Genomic DNA, 20823 nt, shown 5'->3' with positions numbered 1-20823 from the left:
CTATATTACGTATTACTCCTATTCGCGTAAGCCCTAACCAGGGTAAAATGCCAACTCATGAAAATCCGTCTCATGGTGTAATGCCATCCCATGGTACTCAGCCTAATGAAAATCCCAATCAAGGTGGATGGCAGGGTTCAAATAAAAATTTGAAGTAGTTACTTCAATTTCTTTTTTACTTGAAGGTATAATTTATTAAACATCAAAATTAAAGACCTAGTAGAATTTCCTACTAGGTCTTATTATACTTTATTTTAAGCCCTGTTCATAGGATTCAATCATTTTCTTAACCATATTTCCACCTATAGAGCCAGCTTCTCTGGCAGTTAAATCTCCATTATAGCCATTCTTTAAATTTACTCCAACTTCCTGAGCTGATTCCATTTTAAACTGATTTAAAGCTTCTCTAGCTTGAGGTACTACCAAATTATTACTGCTACGTGCCATAATCAACACTCCTTTATATAGTGATTTTTGCTGCCTATACTTAAAGTTTGTACATTTCTATAAAAAATACTCCAGGTAATTGGATGAATATTTAGAAAATACTTATAAAAATAAATTCAATTGGATATAATATTAATGCATAACTAAAATCCTTCTAATATCTTACTGACTATGGTTTTAATATGACTCATAATAAAAGCTCTGGGGTTACCAGAGCCTTTTTAATATAAAACTTTATCACTATACATCCTACACTTTAATTGTTTTATTTTCTATATATATTGTATACAACCTGAAAACTTTGGTTATACTATTAAGTAATATTAATCCTTTCAAAATTTTTGAGCTGACCTTGGGTCAGCTTTTTTGTTTAAAACCCTATCTTAAAACTAAATTGGAGGTTTTATATCTTCCTTATATATTTCAATTGTGGAGTATATAGAATATAATTTCATAAAATACTATTCATCTAACTTTTTAAAATTTTTTATAAACTATTATCAATATAAACATTTATAGCTCATATATTAGAATGTAAATAATAAAAAGGAATGACATATATGAAATTAATTTTATCTGTATTATTATTTAGCTTGTCTTCTAATTTAGATAATGTAGTTGTAGGAATTGCTTACGGAATAAAGAATATAAAAATAGGAATATTTTCAAATCTCATAATAGCAATTGTAACATCTGCAGGAACATTTTTATCTATGTCATTTGGCACATTAATATCAAATTTTTTACCCCATTCTATAACTAATGCTCTAGGTGTTGCAGCTATTATCATTTTGGGAGCATATTTTGTAATTCAAAGCATAATAAAACTTAAAAACAATACAAAATCAAAAGAGCTTGCATTAAAAAACATAGATGATATGATTGAATATGCTGAAAAATCAGATTTAGACTGCTCTGGTGATATAAATATGAGAGAAGCTTTATTTGTAGCATTTGGATTAACCTTTAATAACTTAGGTACTGGAATAGCTGCAAGCGTAACAGGAGTTAGTATTTATTTCACTGTAATTGCTACATTTATACTAAGCATTATTACAATTATGTTCGGTCAAGCTACAGGTGATCATATACTGGGTAAACTTTTGGGTAAATATGCATCATTGATTTCAGGAATACTGCTAGTAATCCTTGGTATTATTGAATTTCTTAACTGACATTTTGTATTTACCTATTTTTCGATTTCAAAAATGAAAACTGGCTTATTCGAAGCCCTTACAATTTGCCTATTTCATTCCTCTCGATCTTAGCGATACAGACTCTACAAAGGACTCCTAGCCGGAAGCGAAAAGTAGGTATTTACAAAAATTAAAATGTATAAAAATGATATTGACGCCTTTAACTTTAAGATTTATTCTATTCTTTAAAACTAAAAATTGTCAACTTTTTCAGATAAATTTTCTAATTGTTTTTTTAACTCAGACATTTTATCTAATGTGCATCTTTGTTCTTCTTCTAAAGTTCTTGAGTTTTTCTGTTTATCTACTTTAGAAACTATATTACACATATTATCTTGCTTTTGTGCTTTCGTTTTTATTTCATCAATAAAACCTCTTGCACCTTCCCTAATTGCCAGAGTACTTCTTATTATTTTTGTGCTCATAGGCCTTATATTATTTTTTATGCCGGAATAAAATTTATAGCTAAATAAACCAGCTGTAAATCCATATAAAAATTTTTTGTTTAACATAATAATATCCTCCATGGACAATTATTACAGTTTGCTTGATCTTCCATATTAAGTAAGATTTTTATTGGACTTGGCTTTATCTTATGAATAAACACTTTTAAGACTCATGTCCACTAACGCTTAGATATCAGCAACCTCACTGCACGTTTATATAATTTTTTATTATTTGTTCTCTCAAATTCTTGGAAAAAGAAGTCATTAAAGCTTTTTATATAATTACACCATAAAGTTAATATCCTCTCTTCCGATGATGGATTATTTTTAATTTCTTCTAAACTAAAGACCAACAAATCTTGTAATATTTCTTTTACTTTATCCAAATCACTATTAATTAATGCTACATTAGGTGAGTTATTGTCATTAACTTTCATATAGTAACCCCTTATTAACAATATTTTAGTTCATTAATTATTTTGCCTACAAAAACACCATATAAATATAACTATGCTTTGTGTACGTCAAATTAAAACTTAAAACATTAATCATTTTACACTTTCAGGTTCATTCATGTTAGCCATGTGTTTTTTCCTACGTTCATATTGTACTTCTGCTACCATATCTTCTAATTTTTCTCTAGTTCCACAGGTTACTTTAGTTACTTTATCCGTTACTGCAAGAATTGAAGATATTACTCCTACTGTCAACTTTCTTAAAGGATTAAATATTATTTTTTTCATGGAAATGTCAATCCTATCATCTATAATCTGATCATCATTTGAATCTTTATCTTTTATATTAATATTATCAAGCTTAGATAATACATTTTCAACATTCTTACTGATATGTCCGAAATTATCATTCATAGCTTTAATACTATTTTTTACATCTAGCTTATCATTTTGTAACTCTTTTACTTTCTCGCTTATTTTACTATATTTTTGCTGTAAATCAGTGAGCTCCTGCTGCATTTTCTTCTGCAGTTCTTCAACCTTTTCTGTTGAACTATTAGTACTACCTACATTTTTTGTTTCTGGTGTATGTGCTCCATTGTTATCCATTTGTCTATAACCTCCCTAAATTATAATCATATTTTGTTATGTACAAATTTTATTATGTACAGATTTTTTTTTAAAATACATGAACAAGGTAATTTTACCCATAGCATATACTCTCAAGAATTCATAACTTTATATAATTGGAAATATATGAATTATCCTAAACATTTTACAGGCATAGATTAATATAATAAATGGCATTATACATAGTATAGTATTTAGAATAATTAGTGGGGAGGAATTTAATATGAAAGTTCGTAGAGGAGCAATACCAACTTTTCTAGGAACGGCAGTTACAGCCACTGGAGCTGCTTTAACAGCTATGGAAATAGCACCATTAGTTGCTGCTGGAGCAATTGGCTTTGGTTTAGCGCATATAGTTCTTGGAGGAATGGAGATGAGTAGGACTAAAAATAATAGAAAAAGAACAATGCAATAAATATAATATTGATTTTTTTAATAATACCTAATAAATAGAAAGTCTTTGGTTATTACCAGAGGCTTTTTATAATTAAATTAATGCAATTGAAACTAACTTTTCAATGCTGTTTATAAGTGTAATAAGCTCTTTAATTAACCCATTTCTCAAGTTAGTCTTTATATTAATCAAAAATCCCTCTATTTGCCTATAAATCAATTTCCCATGTCTCTTTATTTGATTTTCCAGATTATTGTTACCTAATATTTTTTCACCAGAAATTATTTTTTTTTAATAGGTTATTTATTATTGTATCAGGACATATCCTGTCAAAATAGTATTTAAAATGAGTACATGAATCTATCATAATTATCTCCTTTTATTTTAATCATTTTACATAAAAATAAATAATCCAATTTACTAAAGGAACTATAATCATACAGATTTTTATCTTATGCTAATGAAGTAAAGGCAGTGTAACATTCATGTTAAATAAATTTTAAATATATTAAGGAATAGTTGGCAGAATTTTAGGGAAGACTATTTAGATTGCTGCTATAACAATACAGTACTTTATAAACTTCAAAGAAAGGTGATGCAAGAGTGTTTTATATGCCTAACAATAGATCAAATATTAAAAAATCAAATGACCAAATTTTGTATAAAAGGATAAGGATACCTGTCAAATCCGTATACAGAAATGAGAACATGTCAAAAAACATAACTAATTTCATTATGTCTATTCAAGGAGTAGCTGAGGCAAAAGCTAATCCTATAACAGGCAAAGTACTTATAATATTTGATGAAAACATAGTATCGGAAAGCTATATAGAAAAACAAATTACCATTTATATAAGAAAGTCAAATATAAAGCACAATGCCAATGTAATTCAAATTAACAGAATTGATGGAGAAATGTCAGAGTCTATTGCCTTTGAAGATATCAGAGCCCCCCTTCCTGGTAAAAATTCATCAACTGACAATTCAACAATGTGGCATGCTGTAGATAAAAATCAGATAGAAAATATTCTTAAAACCAATTTTCAATCCGGTTTAACCAATAAAGCTGCAAAGGAAAAGATTAAGGAACTAGGACTAAATGTTTTATCAGAGAAAAAGAAAAGTTCTCTGATATCTAAGTTTATAAAAAGTTTAAATGACTTCTCAGCAAAGTTACTTTTGGGGGTTAGTGCCATTTCGTTTTTTTTAGGTCAAATACCTGATGCTATAGCTATACTTGGTATAGTACTTATAGAGACCCTAATTGGAACAGCCCAGCAATATAAAGCTGAAAAATCTTTATATTCTTTGAAAGATATGATTGTACATAAAGCTAAGGTGCTCAGAAATGGTGAAGAAATTTATATAAATGCTAAACATTTAGTATCTGGTGATATTATTTTACTGGAAGCAGGAGACAAAATTCCTGCTGACGCCAGAATAATTGAATGTAATGACTTAAAAACTACAGAAGCTTCCCTAACTGGCGAATCCACCTCTGTAGTTAAGTCCATAGACATCTGTAATAAATATACGGAGCTGGGAAACAGACACAATATGTTATTCATGGGTACTGATGTAATATGCGGGAGAGGGAAAGCAGTTGTTATAGCTACAGGAATGAATACTGAAATTGGTAAAATTCAAGCAATGCTTCAAAACATAAAATCAGAAGCTACTCCCCTTCAATTAAAAATACAAAACTTCACTGCGAAATTAACTAAAATATGTTTAATTTCCTGCGCTGTCATAGGTTTTGGATCTTTACTTGCAGGTAGAAGCTTAGCTCAAGTATTAACCGCCACGGTAAGTTTCTCTATTGGAGCTCTGCCAGAAAGTCTTCCAGCTATTGTAACTGTTTCAATGGCTCTTGGAGTACAGAGAATGAGCAAGCACAATGCAATTGTAAGAAAGCTAAATTCAATAGAAACTCTAGGCTCTACTAATGTAATTTGCTGCGACAAGACAGGAACACTTACCATGAATGAAATGACAGTAAAGAGAATTTATGCAGATGAATGCTTGTATGACGTAACTGGTTCAGGGTATAATCCAAAAGGAGAAATCAACCTTATTGAAGGTTCACCAACAAAAAAGGCCAGTTTAGAAAAATTGTTGACTGCAGGAGTAGTTTGTAATAATGCTTCTTTAGTAAATAAAGAAAATAAATGGACCATAGAAGGAGATCCAACAGAAGGGTCTCTAATAACTGCTGCACATAAGCTGGACTTGGATGAACATGTAATAAAAGAATCAAATAAACGTCTAAGAGAAATTCCTTTTGATAGTTCCAGGCGGTTTATGACAGTAATGGTAGAAAGCCCGGATGGAAAAACAGCATATTGTAAAGGCTCCCTAGATTGTGTCATAGAAAAGTGTAAAACAATATATGATGACGGAGTTGAGAGACTGTTAACATCAACGGATAAAGAAAAGCTATTATCTGTATGTGATGAAATGTGTGAAAATGCCCTTAGAGTTCTAGCTTTTGCATACAAAAAAGTAGATAATAAGTACTCTGAAGATATTGATAATAATTTTGTTTTTCTGGGGCTGGTAGGAATGGAAGATCCTCCAAGGGAAGGTGTTGAAAAGTGCATACAAAAATGCCATAATGCAGGAATAAAAGTTGTAATGATTACAGGGGATCACAAAAATACTGCAGCTGCTATAGGGAGAGAACTGGGTCTATTAACTGACGGATTGGCTATATCGGGAAATGAACTGGAGGGCATGACTGACGAAGAACTAGATTCTAAAATTCAAAAAATACAAATTTTTGCCAGAACATCACCAGAACAAAAACATAGAATTGTAAAGGCTTTTAAGCGATTTGGATATATAGTTGCCATGGCCGGTGACGGAGTAAATGATGCACCAGCCATAAAAGAAGCCAATGTAGGTATAGCTATGGGGAGCAATGGAAGTGACGTGGCAAAAGACGTTGCATCTATAACTCTTGTGGATGATGATTTTTGCACTATAGTAAAAGCTATTGAAGAAGGAAGAACTGTAAATAATAATATAAAAAATTCAATGAGATATTTATTGGCAGGCAGCATAGGTGAAGTAATAGCCATTGCATTAGCTTCCACTATAGGAGGAATTTTGCCTCTTATATCCCTACAAATATTATGGATAAATGTAATTTCAGAAAGTATTCTAGGTTCTACACTGGCAACAGAACCTTCAAGTGAAGAAGTTATGGATAATCCACCTGTAAAGAGATATGAACCATTAATTGATAGAAAACTAGGATCACAAATTGTTAGAAGGGGTATTGGGATAGGTTTAACCACCTTTGCAATATTTGAAGGCTCAATGCTTTTAGGTGCAGGATTAAATAAGGCAAGAACTTTAGCTTTTTCCAGTTTAGTATGTTCCCAGCTTGCTAATGTTTATGACTGCAGAAGAAACAAATCAACGCTGCCTAATAGGTATACTAGCATTGCGGCTGCCTCTTCCATAGCTATGCTGCTAGGTACTATATACCTGCCATTTTTAAACCCATACTTTGGAACCCAAGCTCTTACTCTAATGGATTGGGGGACTGTAGCTGGAGTAACTATGCTTAGCAGGATATAAAATCATATACTGCTTTATATTAACTAAATTAATTGTTAGCTAAAAGAGTTAAAAAACAAATGTTGCTGCTCAAATATTTTTTTGAGAATATCTGAGCAGCAGCATTATTTTTATAACAATCTATCTAGGAAAGCACATCAACAAACTCAAACTATAGAGACTGTAATTGTTTTTACTCTAATAATTAGTTATAATCAACTCTTTAAACTTCCTTCTCCCAACTTTATCCTTACTAACTGTATAAAGAACTTCCACCTCATTTATATTAAAATCTTTATACCATTTTCTAACCTCTTCATGGTTATTTATGGTTAGAAAAAAGTATAGTCCCTATCATACTTTTCAATGACTGTCTGAAAACTTAGATCTTCTACATAAGTATTTCTAAGCCTTTCCTTTAACTCTATCAAAACATCTTTGTAAAATATCTGAGGTGATGGCCTGGTATTTGTACCATATCCATAATGATTACCTCTACTTGCAAAGCTCTGTGATAGTAAATATAAAAACCTTACAGCTCTGTGTATTTCGGTCAAATATCCTACAGTATAATTTTTATATTCTTCAAATATATCTCTTCCTGAAAATTCATATTGCAGCTGTCTTTCTATTTCAGGCGCATGGTATTTTATCATTCTAAATAAATTTATTAGCTCTTTATCTATGTCATTTACTACTTCAACCTTGCTTGGCTCTTTACCAAAATAAACCCATCCCTGCACCGAAGAATAACTCAACATAGCAGGTATGCTGTGGTATCATATTTATTATATCTTTAATTTTGACTTTCCTCCCATTCTATAGGGTTTCTAAGTCAAAAGTTAACCTATAGCCCTATAATAGGTGGATTTAACACTGTACATCACCTTTTCGCCCTCAGAACGTATGTTCCTATAATAAATAAAAAATTATAGTGACCGTTAAGACCATTAATAAATTATTCCTGAGCAGAAATCTTATTCACTTCCAATACAGTATCCTTTATTATGTTATAAATGTCATCATCTGAAAGTCCTGTCTTCCCTTTTATAAGCTCTAGTACCCTGGGAATGTAACTGCACCTTTCTAGTCGAATTCCTCTCCTAACTACCCCACAGCTTCAACTGCATTCTGAGCAATCTATTTATTCTCGTTATGCCTAAGACCAATCTCTTTCCTTAGTATCTTACAAATCTCAAAGTAGAATCTTTATAAATACAATTAAGTAGAAATTCAATAATTATAGACTAAGAGTATTTTGTAAATACACTCTTAGTCTCAGACTATAGACAAAATTATTAGATTTTGTTCTTGTTAACGTACATAATATTCTTCTTTACTGCAAATGTCACTAAATATACAACCTTCACAATTACCACCTTTACTTGTATTTCCGATTACCTCTTTCGCTATAATCTCTCCCTCATAATTTACCCCAACTATGGTAACATAACCCTACATGCGAGAACTTGCTAATTTATTTAATTCTTCTGAAATTATTGTAATTTGTTGCAAATTTGCAGTAGTTTCTTGAATGGCAGCTGTCTGTTGTTCTGTAGTCTGCAAAGTAGATTTTGATGATTCTACTGTCTTATCTACAGAATCCTGAATTTTTTTAGTAAGTTCTAATATCTTTATAGCTGTATCTTTTGAGTTTTGAGACAATTTTCTTATTTCTGAAGCAACTACACCAAAACCCCTCCCTGCCTCACCAGCTCTTGCTGCTTCTATAGCTGCGTTTAATCCAAGCATTTTCGTTTCATCAGCTATACTTTTTATTGCATCCAATATTGAATTAATTTCTACTGCTATATCTTTAACATTAATAATCTCAGTGTTTAAGCTCTGTTGATTTTCTGAAACACTGATTGAGGACGCTGATAATTCCTCCATGACTGCAGAAACTTGATTTAAGTTATCAGAAAGTATACCCGATGTTTCCTTAAGTCTTAATTCTTCATATCCCACTCTTGAGAGTGTATTTGCAATAATATATAATACTTCTGCGGCGGCTCTTATATTTTCTTCATTAGTAATTTTTATTTTACTTACAGCATTTAAATATCCTGCTTCATCTACACCTAGTTCTTTTGCAGTTTTCTTATATATTGATTCTTTAGGACTGGAAGTTAAAACTTGACCTCCTAGAATCGTTCCAATATGCCTACCTTCTACTAATATAGGTACAGCAAAATCTATTAGCCCTGCATGACAAGTGTAAATATAAGGCTTTCCTGTTTTTACTGCTTCTATTCCACCTCTTTTATGCGATTCAGCGCAACGTTTAGTACCAATATCAGTAGACTGTGTGAAATTCATACAAAAGCTTGTATAAAAGCTTGGCTTAGTTACGGGATCTCCGTTAATATCAACAGTTACACTGGCAATATCCATACTTTTTGCAAAGTTATCTTGAAACTTTTGCAACAAACTAATATCAATAACATCCTCTATTTTAAGTAAACTTACATTAGAATCAATACGATTATCTTTAGTTACTTTTGACATAATTTTTTCCTCCTATAAATTTAAAAATATAATAAAAATACCTGCCCTATGCTATATTTCATATAATTATACGTATTAAGACCTTTATTTTAAAAAGATTACTATAATATAAAAGTTAATTTTTATCACATCTACAAACTTAACCACCCCTTTTTAAAAATCATATCGTTATCATATCATAGGTAGCATACATTTTTTAGTGGAAATATATAGATAATTCCACACCAAAATAAAGAAAATATAATCTTGGAAATTCAGAAGATATGCCGCTGGGTAATATGGAATATAATCCAGAAAAGTTAAATGAATAAACAAAACTCCCTTATACCACAACATGGAAAATAATATAAGGGATAAATTTCAACATAATACATTATAAAACGACACGCATCGTAATAAATATAATATATTTCAAAAAAAATATCAATATCAAAGACATATTAAAGTCCTCACTACTATTCTACTTTTCTCCTGGTATCACGGGGCTCTCTACCCCAACTAGTGAAGTGTTAAAACTTGCTTAGCAGCAAGTAACTATCTTTAGTGAAAGGAGAAGAGATAGTATGCGAACTTTAGAATATATTAAAAGAAATTTTGACACAAAAAAATAGAAAAGCAGTTCCCGAAGGAACCACTAATTGGTATCACGATATTAGTATACCTTCAAGAACTGCAATGGTCAAGAATGTAAAACATTGAATCGTACACTAGATGAACGCACCTTATTCCTTCCTGTACGTTTAGCAGTGTATAATGCTGTATCTGCTAAATCTAAGAGTTTTTCTACTTCATTTGTATCTTCTGGATAACTGGCAACTCCTATTGATACAGTAATGTTTATTTGAGTTCCATTAGACAATACAAATGGGTGTTTTTCAACGTCAGAGCGAACACGTTCAGCCGTTTGCATTGCTTGAATTGGGGAACAGTCTAATAGTAATATAGTAAATTCTTCTCCTCCGTTTCGAGATACTATATCCGATCTCCTACAGTTGTTAAGCAAAATCTTTCCTAATTCACGCAAAACAACATCACCTTCTGCATGTCCATATGTATCATTTATTTTTTTAAAAAAATCAATATCAATCATTAATATAGATAGTTTTTTACCTTGTTCCTTTGTATTTTTGACAATGTAATTAAATATGCTATCAAATTGTCTTACATTATTTAACCCAGTAAGGAAATCTTTTGTAGAATCTTTTTTATACATTCTATACAATTTATTTGAAGTTTTAGCATAGCCTAGCAGAGTATATTCTAATACACTAACTAATATATTAACTATAAAATATTTAAAAAGGATTACTTGATAATTTTCTACATTCTTTAAAAGATAGATTAAAATAAATAATAATATGGTTAACATTGATAGAGTCTTGAAAAACCATTTTTTCCAATCTGATTTAATCTTTTTGTCAATTATATGGAAACATATTGAATATAATATCATTTGAAACACTACCATAAGGGAAGATTTAGTTACACCGAAGTATAATGTACGATACAATCCTATAATAATCGCTGAAACTATAGTAGGTATAATTCCCCCCACATGAGAAACTATAATCAATGCAAAATTTCGTAAATCTAGTATTGTAGTAGTTCCATCAATTTTAAGTGTATATATCATTTGTAGAATACCGAAAAATCCACCACTTATACCTAATAATATTTTAGCATATATAGTATCAACCGCATCGGTAGATATGTCCTTCAAAATGTGACCAAAAATAAAAGTAACCGATATAAATAACAACACATTTATAAATAAATCACTTATCATATATTTATCCACCTTAGTATATTTTTATATTATAGAATAAAGTATTATATAATTTAAAAAAATATATAACTTTTTAATTATATAACTATTACCACTACAAATAAAGTGAATTTATTTTAACAATTAAGGCTTGTCTGTATAAAAATATACGAGTTTATACTTTTGAGATGTGGATTATGTTGATGGTATAAATAATCAAGTTGCAAAACTTAATAAGTAAACATTTTAAGATAGGTAAAATCTATCTTCTGTTTTGACCCTAAAAGTATACTTTTATATAATATTCTTCTAAAGTTGAAACTTACATAGAGTCATTTTAAGATGATTTTTCTCCTTTGAGATACACATGTCTAAACTTACGAAAACATTTAAGTGATACCTCTATAGCTCTTAAACTTTCGTTTTAAGGTTTCAAGGTAATTTGATTGTATTGGAATTTTATCTAAAGGAATTTTGCGTCGGTTAAAAGAATATATTATATTAAATCAATACCCTAAAAAAACACTTATCCCTCATATCGTTTCGTATGGTATGAGGGACTTTAATTTTTCTAACTACTCCTCAATTCGCAGGTAACCACTAGGAGGATTATAGGATTCCTCGTTAGCTGGGTTCATTTGTGAAGTATATGGTAATCAATTAGTATGCGCTTTTTACTTTGATATAATTTTTAAATTTGTTTCCTATCTCAGGATTATTTTTATTAAATTCTATGAAGTTCTCAAAACACTCTGTTGTTTTCTTACTTATAGTGTGCTCGATTTTCTCAGTTTCTGTTAAAATTTCCGATTTAATCATTGGTAGTTTACGTATATTTTATTTTAGGATAACAAGTTATTCTTTGATTAAACAAAGATTGTATGTCCTTTTATTGCATTAAAGGCATTACCATAAAAAATGAATGGATATATTTAACATTGTTTTGTAATATCACAAAAACTTGTGCTTATATAATTTTAATAAATATAGGTTGCTGAATAACCAAGTTTTGGCGCATAAAAAGTAGCTAAATATCAACGATTTACAAATAATTTAAATCACGTCAAAATATCTTTTTAGGCTTAGAGTCAGTATTTGCATGTTTGGAAAAAGTAGTTATTCAATAACCTAATAAAGTATATGAACTACACTGTGCTGTATCTGTAACAGATACTATACTACCATTGTGATTTTGCTTAGCTACTGCAAATGTCTATGATAACCAAGTTTTAGATCTGCTCTATGAACGTCATATTAAATAGGTTCTCCTGTATACCTAATAGATGAATTCAATTTAATTATTCAACAAGCTATTATTATATTATTGTTCCTGCAATATAATTAGTTAAAGCTGTGAAACAAGAAGTTCATTATTCATCGACATATTTAGACAAAAAAATGTTTTTTCTTAAAACAGATATAAAGCTCATATAATACCATACGAATATCATATGAGCTTTATATTAATAAAATTATTTTAGGTAGAAAGGTGTATGTTATGATTATTGAATTTTTTATTAATTCATGTGTTTTAATAACTACTATAAGTATTCTTTGTATTTTTTTTAAAGGCAAACTATTAGTTACAGAGTTATCAGTAACTATACAACAAAAACTCTTTATCGGGATGGTCGGTGGATTATTAGAAATATTATTGATGTTGTTTCCCGTATATGTAATACCCGGTTTATCAGTTAATTTCCATGTATTACCCATCATTTTATCATCTTTCTACGGAGGAGCTTTATCTGCAATTGTAACTACCATCATAACCAATGTTTTAGGTTACTTGATATTCAGGGTTCCCATGGTTTCTATAGTTTACGGGTTAACTGATTTATTCTTAATAATTGGAATTATTCTCATTTTAAACATAAGAACAACAAGAAAAAATAAGTGGGGTTATTCCATTTTATATTCACTTTTAATAACCTCTATCGGAAATATAATTTTTATTAAAGATTTAAAACTACTAGTTCAATTTTTAGTAATTTACTGGATTAATAACTTACTTTTAACATGCTTTATATATGAATTTACAGAATATCTAAGAGAAACCTTCAAAATTTATGAACAGTTTAAAATGGAAGCAACAATAGATTTTTTAACTGATCTAAATAATGTAAGGCAATTTAATAAAAACTTAAGTCGTATTAGTGATTTAATGCAGAAAAAGGCAGAGATTCAATATGTATCACTAATATTCTTAGATATTGATTATTTTAAAGAAATAAATGATAAATATGGCCATGGTTCAGGTGATATTATATTAAAAAAATTGGCTAATATTTTGAACAACACTTGTAGAGTTTCTGATATTATATCCCGTAATGGTGGGGAAGAATTTTCTGTACTATTACTAAATTGTCCATCTACAGATGCAATGCAGGTTGCTGAAAGAATAAGACAAAACGTCGAATCTTATCCATTTCATATTCCCAATAAAACTACTATTCATCTAACAATTTCAGTAGGGGTTTCAACTTATCCTACTACAACTGACAATATAGATAATCTACTTAATACTGCAGATTTTGCACTATACGAAGCTAAAAATACAGGTAAAAATAAAGTAGTTCTACACAAAGGAAATCTTAATGTAGAAATATAGAAAAACTTTAATGTAAATTTTCTCATCATTAAATTATTAAGGCCATTTTATATATATGTTATATAGAAATTTTTAATAATATAAACAGAACTCCAGATTAAAACTACACTGGAGTTTTTATATTTTTCTTTATAGGTAATCTAAAATCTCTATAAGTGCAGGCGAGGTATCTGTCAGTACGGGTTAATCTCAATTTCCCCAATGAGTATTACAAATGCATTATTTAAAGTAACTATTAAATGGAAATGGAAGGACAATCAAATTAACATGACTATATTATATACAGTTTGTTTTTATCCGTATGATCCATATTTTATACATAATCAGTTTACTAAACAGAAATAATAACACTAGTATATTTCTGTGATTTGGAGGGATTAGATTGGAGAACACTCATGATTTTCGTTCACCTGCAATAAATCTCATTGGCGTAGGTGCTCTTAAAGATTTATCATTAGAGTTAATGCCTTATAAATTAAGTAAAGCTTTAATTGTTACAGACAAAAATATAATAAATTTTGGTCACGTTGAAGTAGTTGAAAAAATATTAAAAGACTTATTCATTTCTTATGATATATTTGACGGTATCTTACATCCTGATTGTACAATTTCATTTGTAGAAGATGCTCTTACATACTTTAAAAAGGGATTAAACATATTAAAAAGGAATTATCATTTTATCATATCCATTGGAGGCGGTACTAATCATGATTGTGCAAAAGGTATAGCCGTTGTAGCAACCAACGGAGGATCTATCGCAGATTATGAAGGATATAAAAAAATGACAAAACCTAGTTTACCAGTCATATCAATAAATACTACTTCTGGATCAGGCTCCGAAGTAACTAACACCACAATTGTAAGAGATGATAGTAGAAGAGTAAAGATGGTTATTACAGATCCTAAAATGATGCCTATAATATCCGTAAATGATCCTAGATTTATGACAACCATGTCTCCAAAGATAACTGCTAATTCTGGCATTGATGCTTTAACCCATTTAATAGAGGGCTTTACTTCCACAGAGGCTTCACCTATTACAGATGCTTTGGCAATTAATGCTTTAAAGTTAGTTTTTAGATATCTAAAAAGAGCATATAAAAATGGCAATGATATGGAAGCTAGAGAAAAGATGATGTTTGCTGGTGTTATTGGTGGAATGGTTCTTAACAATGCGGGGCTAGGATATGTTCATTCCATGTCCCACCAAATGGGTTCACTTTATGAGGAAATGCATGGAGCTTGTAATGCAATTCTACTTCCCCATGTGTTGGAGTTTAACTCGGTATCAATACCAGAGGAAAAAATTCTTAAAATCAGTGAAGCTATAGGAATAAAAACAACAGATAAAAAAGATGCTATTGATAAAATTAAGTACAGTATTCAAAATCTCTGTAAAGATATTGATCTTCCAATTCATCTAAATTCCATTGGAGTGGATAAAGATGATTTAGAATTACTTTCAAAAAATGCTGAAAAAGATATCTGTTCTACTACAAATCCAAGAAGAGGAACTTTTGTAGATATAATGGATATTTTCAAAGCTGCTATGTAAATACGCTCGTATTAAATCCATGTATAAAACTGATTCCCTCTCTATAAACTGCAAAAGTTCGAATAAATATATATCTATGGTAAATAGGCTACAATTATTAACACTCATGAAAATACTTAATATCTCACTCGATTATGTTTTACCTTAATTCATAAAAGCCCTGGAATTAACCAGTGCTTTTAATATATAGGCTTTTATCTAGTATTTGAGAGATATCTATGCTTCAATTAAAATTTATTTTCGCCTATTGTATGTAATTTATGAATTTTGGATATACTATAAATACAATCGTCTCTTATAAATTCTTTTTAGCTGTCCATGGGGCAGCTTTTTTATGTGAAATTATAATTCCAACTTAGTTTTAAGTTAAAGCTTTTACTTAACTTTAATGAAATAATTCATCTCCTAATTTACAATTTCATACAAAAAATTTTATATTCCTGCCCATCATTCTAACTAATCTCACAAAAAATAAAAATACCACCTATCAGAAAAATTCCCATCACCTTAAAATGAATAGATTTACTTTTAAGCTTCAGATATATATTGCGGGAAATTCAAATATAAACATCCCGAACAACAGTTTTTTGAATAGTATACTATTGTGAGAAAAATTTTGCTGGAGGTTTTATGTATAAATACATGTATCCACCATTAGAAATACCACCAATGCGCTGCTATTATATGATGGTTAATAGAAATATATATCCGTCTGTAATGCGCATGAAACTCAAATGTTTATTTAAGGGAAAAGAAGAATTTGAAGAGAACAAAGTTCATAAGGGAAGTACAACACCATATGCTGAGAAGAAATCATGCATGAACCAGAAAATGCCAGATATGATGGATATGTTAAAATAAAAGCTCTGGAATTGACCAGAGTTTTTTGATATAAAAGTTTATCACTATGCATCCTGCACTTTAATTGTTTACTTTTTATATATTATATGCAACTTAAAAATTTTGGTCATACTATTAAGTAACATTATTCCTTTCAATTTTTTTAAATAACCCCATTTTAGTTTTTTGGTATAAAAAATAAACCTCAAATCAAAAATAATTATTATTTATTGTAGCCATGTGATCGTATTTTAAAATCTAAGCATTTCAACGGTTCCAGAGTAAAATTTATTCTATTAACTCTTTAGAATATGTTATGAAATTTGAATTATTTTTGACAGCAAAATATAAGGAGGATTTTATACTTGAACGTTCTTAAATACATATATTGTATTTAGAGAAAACTATTGAAATAGCTTGTATTCACAATAAATGTTATTAAATTTTCTCAAGTATAGGAGGATATTATGTGGGAGATTGTTTTAATCGGTGTTGCTGTCACAGTGATAGGTTTTATGATTGAAAGGCATGATAAATAATAAGAATTAGAGAGTGGTTAGTTAATAGTATATAAGCAATAAGAGTAAGGTAAGTTATATTAGATATGATTTACCTTACTCTTATATCTATAATTATATATAAATAATATATAGTAAATATAGATTAAGCTAAGTAAGTAGAGTGTTTTTAATGGATATATATGGTGATATTGCTTATAAATGAATTATACCTGCAAGTTAATGTGAAATAACTATAAATACTGAAGAAAAAATTAAAAATGCACCTCTAGGGAATAGTGCATTTTTAAACTGAGAATATTGTTAACACAAAACAATAACAAATTATTTTAAATATATTATATCATATATTTTAAAAATCAAAACAAAATAATTAACTTTTAAAACAAATAAAATATAGCTTTTTCCATAGGTTCTAAGATGTTATTTATATCAGTGCGGCCACTCCCCTTTTATTTTAGATTCAAATAAGTGATTATTGCATAGAACAAAAGCAGCTTTGTAAATAACACAAAATTCACATCATTATTTAACTCCATATATACAATTATTAGTTATAATAATATAGTAAGTTACCATAATAGTTCTATAGTATGAGAAATCCCATGAAATTTCTTTATTTACTTTAGTAATAATAAAGCAACTTCATAGGATTCTTTATATTTAGAATCTATCCTTAAATAAATTTTTATGTAAGTGTTTTAATTTATAAAAATAAATTATCAAAACAGCAGACGAACTTAGTATATTATACAATGCTAAATTCATCTTTCAACAAAATATACTAAAGCTTCTAGCTTAAAAGTCCATTTATAATCAAGAACATTATTATAACAATGACTCATCTGGAGTTACAAGTATCTTTACTTGCTTTTTCTTTTCGGGTCCTGTAAGTGTTTCAAAGCCCTCTTTTACAATATCCTCAAGTGCTATTCTCTTTGTGATATATCCATCTGTATTTATTCTTCCATCATTCATAAGTGCTATTGTAGAAGGAAATTCATGTCTGTATGCAAGGGTTCCCACTATTTTCTTTTCCGTAAATACCAAATCATTTGGATTAATTTCCACACCTTTTTCCCATATACTGGTTATTGCTACAATGCCTTCATATTTCAAAGCATGAATTGCCGTATTAAGTCCTACATTTGCCCCTGTTGTCTCAAAAGCTGTATCTACACCTACTCCACCTGTAAGCTTTTTGATTTCTTTAATTACATCCACTTCACTTGGATCTAAAACTACATCTGCACCAAATTTTTTTGCATATTCCTGTCTTATGGATTTTCTTTGAAATACAATTACAATTCTTGCTCCTGATGCTTTTAAGCACTGAATAGTTGCAAGTCCTATAGGTCCTGCCCCTAAAACTAAGGCGGTATTTCCTGTAGCAAAACTTCCAACCCTTAAGGAATGAAGTGCAACTGCCATAGGTTCAACAAGTGCAGCTTGTTCATAGTCCATGGTATCCGGTATTTTATGCACAAAATTTTCTGGAAATATTGTGTATTCCGCAAATCCGCCACCACTTCCACAAAGACCATGGAATCCCAACGCCTCACATAAATTATACTTTGCTTCATGACAAGCAGGACATTCACCACAGGCAACTATTGGCTCTACAACAACTCTATCTCCTGTCTTAAATTTTGTAACTTTATTACCTACTTCTACTACTTCCCCTGAAAACTCATGTCCTAAGATTACTGGTGCTGTATTTTTACTCAAAGGGTGAGGTGTTCCAACAGGAATAAATATAGGTCCTCCCAAATATTCATGTAAATCAGACCCACATATACCGCACCACTTTACTTTAATTTTTACAGCATTTTCTTTTATTTTAGGTTCTTCAATTTCCTCTACTCTTACATCTTTTCTATCATGCCATAATGCAGCCTTCATAATTATCCCTCCTTCTTTATTTTATAGTATGGTAAATAGTAGAACTTTATATACCTGCCGTATGGTAAAATGATAGACCAGAAGGTAAATATTAATGAAAAAAATTTCAGATGCACTAAGAGCCTAACCTCACATCAAACTAAATATTTATAACCAAAATTAATTGTATCATGGAGTACGCCTTATTTTCTCCATAGCTCTATACTCCATTTACCTTGCTCTAACCCCTGTAACATTAAATATCTCTCCTACCTCTTATTGCAATAATATTCAGCCAAGATTTTTACCCACTGCCATATAAATATTTGTCAGCAAAATTCATGGTTTCTATGGCCCAATGAATACTATGACTTGATTCCTCTCTTTTTTGAATATACATCTCTTTTGCCTTCCTTGCTCCCTAGGGTGATTTTCTCATTTTTTCAAGGGCTGTACGTTCAATATTATTAATCGTAACTTTAGTAACATTATGCATCTCCCCAAGTTGCTGACAGGTCATACATTTACAATTATCCCAGCCATACCTTAATTTCAATATTTCCCTTTCTCTCAAAGTATTATATTTATTCATGGTTTCTTCAAGTTCCTTATGTAACTGCTGATTATATATTTTTTCCTCAACGTTCTCAAAACTATAATCTACACCTTCTATACAGTCCATAAGCTCAATATCCTCATCACCTGAAGCAGGAATATTAAGGCTTGTTTCTTCATTGGTATTTTTAGTTTTTATAAACCCATTGATTTTTTGATATATCCAGTAAACAGCATAAGTACTAAATTTACATGGTCTTTCAATATCAAACTTATATTTATCTGCTGCAGCAATTAATCCAATAAACCCTTCCTGCTCCAAATCCTCTTTATCTATAGAATTGGTTTTTCCGGTATAGAACCTATTGGCAAGTTTATACACTAAGCCTTTATTAAGCTCTACAAGCTCATTTAAGGCATGTTCATTCCCATTTTGATATAATTCCACTAATTCCTCATTAGTCATGCCAAATCACCCATAACATTATTAATTTTATTAATAGCTCTATTAATCCATCTATGTATGGTGGTATTACCTATATGGTACATAGTCCTTATCTGGGGTATAGGCACCTGTTTCCAATATGCCAAATACAATATATTTCTTTCATCTTTAGTAAGTAAATTAAATGCTACATTAACACTAGATATTTCTCTTTTAAGTCTGGATGCCTTAGCACATTTTTTAAAATAATTATCATACTCAATTTTATTTGTTATAGAAGGTTCTATACACGACGATTCTAATACCTGCACTTCATGTGCTTTACGGAAATATAACTTTAAATCCTGGCGTTCTATTTTATCTGACTAACAACACCCTTAATTCTCTTATAGCTCCTATGGCTCACAAGTTTCTCTATATCAGAAAAGGAGAGGTTTCCACCTCTCCCTGATTTATCCTCATTTAGTTTTTTAATATCCCTGTACTTTTCTTTTAGAATTTCTCTTATTTTCATATTTCTCACTCCCTCTTGCTGCGTACCTTTATTGCTATCTCTTGGATTTTTCCAATCCATAGACATCTACATTTACAAGTATGTTAATTGCATGTAGCTCCTTAACAATATCTTTGAAAATTTTCTTTCCTACTTTTTCAAGCCATGTTGGAGGACAGATTTTATTACTCTGCAATTTTTCAAGTACTTTTTCCTGTTCCTGCCCCTTGTCAATTTTATCTTTTGCCAAGTGACTTCTACTTCCATTTTGGAAAATAGCTTTAACAAACATGATTTTTCTTCCAGGCATTTTCGTTCACCTCCAAGTTAAACTTTTGCATATATTATTACCAAGCTTTCACTTTAAATTTTGCAAAAACCGAGAAAAATTCACAGAGACAAGGTCATGCGGTCTTTTGATGATTGTTTAAAACTTTTTTATACCCCCTACCATGAATAAATATGCAATTTTAGTTATTAAAACTCGCATTTATTGATTACATCCCTCAATAATTCTTGG

General features: G+C 30.0%; 18 protein-coding genes. 6 read left to right on the top strand and 12 right to left on the bottom strand.

Translation table 11 applies throughout. The annotated features are described in order from the left end of the window. Positions 1–249: 249 nt before the first annotated feature. Positions 250–447, bottom strand: a complete 198-nt coding sequence (locus tag ACJDU8_RS22720) for an alpha/beta-type small acid-soluble spore protein (protein ID WP_406794467.1) — start codon at positions 445–447, stop codon at positions 250–252. 560 nt (positions 448–1007) lie between these two features. On the opposite strand from ACJDU8_RS22720, the gene ytaF reads away from it, so the two are divergent. Next, positions 1008–1622 carry a sporulation membrane protein YtaF gene (gene ytaF / locus ACJDU8_RS22715; RefSeq protein WP_406794466.1) on the top strand — a complete coding sequence of 205 codons (615 nt, stop codon included), beginning with the start codon at positions 1008–1010 and terminating at the stop codon, positions 1620–1622. Between the two features lie 212 nt (positions 1623–1834). Here ytaF and ACJDU8_RS22710 read toward each other — a convergent pair whose 3' ends face one another. The 3 genes from ACJDU8_RS22710 to ACJDU8_RS22700 form a co-directional block, all read right to left on the bottom strand. Further along, complete coding sequence (locus ACJDU8_RS22710; protein WP_406794465.1) at positions 1835–2155, bottom strand: hypothetical protein; 321 nt, start codon at positions 2153–2155, stop codon at positions 1835–1837. Positions 2156–2268: 113 nt separating this feature from the next. Continuing rightward, the gene (locus tag ACJDU8_RS22705; RefSeq protein WP_406794464.1) at positions 2269–2526 is read right to left on the bottom strand and encodes a hypothetical protein; all 258 of its coding nucleotides are present in this window, start codon (positions 2524–2526) and stop codon (positions 2269–2271) included. Between the two features lie 111 nt (positions 2527–2637). Further along, the gene (locus ACJDU8_RS22700) at positions 2638–3153 is read right to left on the bottom strand and encodes a hypothetical protein (RefSeq protein ID WP_406794463.1); all 516 of its coding nucleotides are present in this window, start codon (positions 3151–3153) and stop codon (positions 2638–2640) included. A gap of 244 nt (positions 3154–3397) precedes the next feature. Here ACJDU8_RS22700 and ACJDU8_RS22695 point away from each other — a divergent pair, with 244 nt between their 5' ends. Together ACJDU8_RS22695 and ACJDU8_RS22690 are read left to right on the top strand one after the other, a co-directional pair. Next, positions 3398–3589 (top strand): asparagine synthase, encoded by a 192-nt coding sequence (locus ACJDU8_RS22695; RefSeq protein WP_406794462.1) that lies wholly within the window; start codon positions 3398–3400, stop codon positions 3587–3589. 591 nt (positions 3590–4180) lie between these two features. Next, complete coding sequence (locus ACJDU8_RS22690; protein WP_406794461.1) at positions 4181–7153, top strand: cation-translocating P-type ATPase; 2973 nt, start codon at positions 4181–4183, stop codon at positions 7151–7153. A gap of 311 nt (positions 7154–7464) precedes the next feature. On the opposite strand, the gene ACJDU8_RS22685 is transcribed toward ACJDU8_RS22690, so the two are convergent. The 3 genes from ACJDU8_RS22685 to ACJDU8_RS22675 form a co-directional block, all read right to left on the bottom strand. After that, on the bottom strand, positions 7465–7893 hold the full coding sequence (locus ACJDU8_RS22685) for a DNA adenine methylase (protein WP_406794460.1): 429 nt from the start codon (positions 7891–7893) through the stop codon (positions 7465–7467). Positions 7894–8587: 694 nt separating this feature from the next. Continuing rightward, on the bottom strand, positions 8588–9640 hold the full coding sequence (locus tag ACJDU8_RS22680) for a PocR ligand-binding domain-containing protein (RefSeq protein ID WP_406794459.1): 1053 nt from the start codon (positions 9638–9640) through the stop codon (positions 8588–8590). Positions 9641–10319: 679 nt separating this feature from the next. After that, positions 10320–11426, bottom strand: coding sequence for a diguanylate cyclase (locus tag ACJDU8_RS22675; protein WP_406794458.1), 1107 nt, complete (start codon positions 11424–11426; stop codon positions 10320–10322). Between the two features lie 1477 nt (positions 11427–12903). Between ACJDU8_RS22675 and ACJDU8_RS22670 the strand changes: the two genes are divergently transcribed. The 3 genes from ACJDU8_RS22670 to ACJDU8_RS22660 all read left to right on the top strand — a co-directional run bounded on the left by ACJDU8_RS22670 (position 12904) and on the right by ACJDU8_RS22660 (position 16432). After that, positions 12904–14016: a diguanylate cyclase gene (locus ACJDU8_RS22670; RefSeq protein WP_406794457.1), complete on the top strand. Its 1113-nt coding sequence runs from the start codon at positions 12904–12906 to the stop codon at positions 14014–14016. A gap of 382 nt (positions 14017–14398) precedes the next feature. After that, entirely contained in the window at positions 14399–15571 is a 1173-nt protein-coding gene (locus ACJDU8_RS22665) for an iron-containing alcohol dehydrogenase (RefSeq protein WP_406794456.1), read from the top strand. Between the two features lie 630 nt (positions 15572–16201). Next, a complete protein-coding gene (locus ACJDU8_RS22660) occupies positions 16202–16432 on the top strand; it encodes a hypothetical protein (protein WP_406794455.1) in 231 nt (76 codons plus the stop codon). Between the two features lie 1325 nt (positions 16433–17757). Here ACJDU8_RS22660 and ACJDU8_RS22655 read toward each other — a convergent pair. The 5 genes from ACJDU8_RS22655 to ACJDU8_RS22635 all read right to left on the bottom strand — a co-directional run bounded on the left by ACJDU8_RS22655 (position 17758) and on the right by ACJDU8_RS22635 (position 20613). Next, positions 17758–18831 (bottom strand): 2,3-butanediol dehydrogenase, encoded by a 1074-nt coding sequence (locus ACJDU8_RS22655; RefSeq protein WP_406794454.1) that lies wholly within the window; start codon positions 18829–18831, stop codon positions 17758–17760. Positions 18832–19231: 400 nt separating this feature from the next. Beyond that, positions 19232–19831, bottom strand: a complete 600-nt coding sequence (locus ACJDU8_RS22650; protein ID WP_406794453.1) for a sigma-70 family RNA polymerase sigma factor — start codon at positions 19829–19831, stop codon at positions 19232–19234. Next, positions 19828–20121, bottom strand: a complete 294-nt coding sequence (locus ACJDU8_RS22645) for a hypothetical protein (protein ID WP_406794452.1) — start codon at positions 20119–20121, stop codon at positions 19828–19830. The genes ACJDU8_RS22650 and ACJDU8_RS22645 overlap by 4 nt, the downstream gene beginning before the upstream one ends. A gap of 41 nt (positions 20122–20162) precedes the next feature. Further along, the gene (locus ACJDU8_RS22640) at positions 20163–20324 is read right to left on the bottom strand and encodes a hypothetical protein (RefSeq protein WP_406794451.1); all 162 of its coding nucleotides are present in this window, start codon (positions 20322–20324) and stop codon (positions 20163–20165) included. A 34-nt stretch (positions 20325–20358) separates the two neighbouring features. Continuing rightward, positions 20359–20613 (bottom strand): hypothetical protein, encoded by a 255-nt coding sequence (locus tag ACJDU8_RS22635; protein ID WP_406794450.1) that lies wholly within the window; start codon positions 20611–20613, stop codon positions 20359–20361. Between the last annotated feature and the right edge of the window lie 210 nt (positions 20614–20823).

Origin of the sequence: Candidatus Clostridium eludens, assembly GCF_045310515.1 — a bacterium.
Taxonomy (GTDB): domain Bacteria; phylum Bacillota; class Clostridia; order Clostridiales; family Clostridiaceae; genus Clostridium_B; species Clostridium_B eludens.
Note: the sequence above shows the minus strand (reverse complement) of the source record. Positions and strands in the feature narration are given on the sequence as shown.

Coding starts and splice junctions, on each gene's coding strand:
- ACJDU8_RS22675 (WP_406794458.1), bottom strand. CDS start 11,426: ATGATAAGTGATTTATTTATAAATGTGTTGTTATTTATATCGGTTACT.
- ACJDU8_RS22660 (WP_406794455.1), top strand. CDS start 16,202: ATGTATAAATACATGTATCCACCATTAGAAATACCACCAATGCGCTGC.
- ACJDU8_RS22670 (WP_406794457.1), top strand. CDS start 12,904: ATGATTATTGAATTTTTTATTAATTCATGTGTTTTAATAACTACTATA.
- ACJDU8_RS22720 (WP_406794467.1), bottom strand. CDS start 447: ATGGCACGTAGCAGTAATAATTTGGTAGTACCTCAAGCTAGAGAAGCT.
- ACJDU8_RS22680 (WP_406794459.1), bottom strand. CDS start 9,640: ATGTCAAAAGTAACTAAAGATAATCGTATTGATTCTAATGTAAGTTTA.
- ACJDU8_RS22695 (WP_406794462.1), top strand. CDS start 3,398: ATGAAAGTTCGTAGAGGAGCAATACCAACTTTTCTAGGAACGGCAGTT.
- ytaF (WP_406794466.1), top strand. CDS start 1,008: ATGAAATTAATTTTATCTGTATTATTATTTAGCTTGTCTTCTAATTTA.
- ACJDU8_RS22685 (WP_406794460.1), bottom strand. CDS start 7,893: ATGTTGAGTTATTCTTCGGTGCAGGGATGGGTTTATTTTGGTAAAGAG.
- ACJDU8_RS22640 (WP_406794451.1), bottom strand. CDS start 20,324: ATGAAAATAAGAGAAATTCTAAAAGAAAAGTACAGGGATATTAAAAAA.
- ACJDU8_RS22690 (WP_406794461.1), top strand. CDS start 4,181: ATGCCTAACAATAGATCAAATATTAAAAAATCAAATGACCAAATTTTG.
- ACJDU8_RS22635 (WP_406794450.1), bottom strand. CDS start 20,613: ATGCCTGGAAGAAAAATCATGTTTGTTAAAGCTATTTTCCAAAATGGA.
- ACJDU8_RS22650 (WP_406794453.1), bottom strand. CDS start 19,831: ATGACTAATGAGGAATTAGTGGAATTATATCAAAATGGGAATGAACAT.
- ACJDU8_RS22655 (WP_406794454.1), bottom strand. CDS start 18,831: ATGAAGGCTGCATTATGGCATGATAGAAAAGATGTAAGAGTAGAGGAA.
- ACJDU8_RS22700 (WP_406794463.1), bottom strand. CDS start 3,153: ATGGATAACAATGGAGCACATACACCAGAAACAAAAAATGTAGGTAGT.
- ACJDU8_RS22710 (WP_406794465.1), bottom strand. CDS start 2,155: ATGTTAAACAAAAAATTTTTATATGGATTTACAGCTGGTTTATTTAGC.
- ACJDU8_RS22705 (WP_406794464.1), bottom strand. CDS start 2,526: ATGAAAGTTAATGACAATAACTCACCTAATGTAGCATTAATTAATAGT.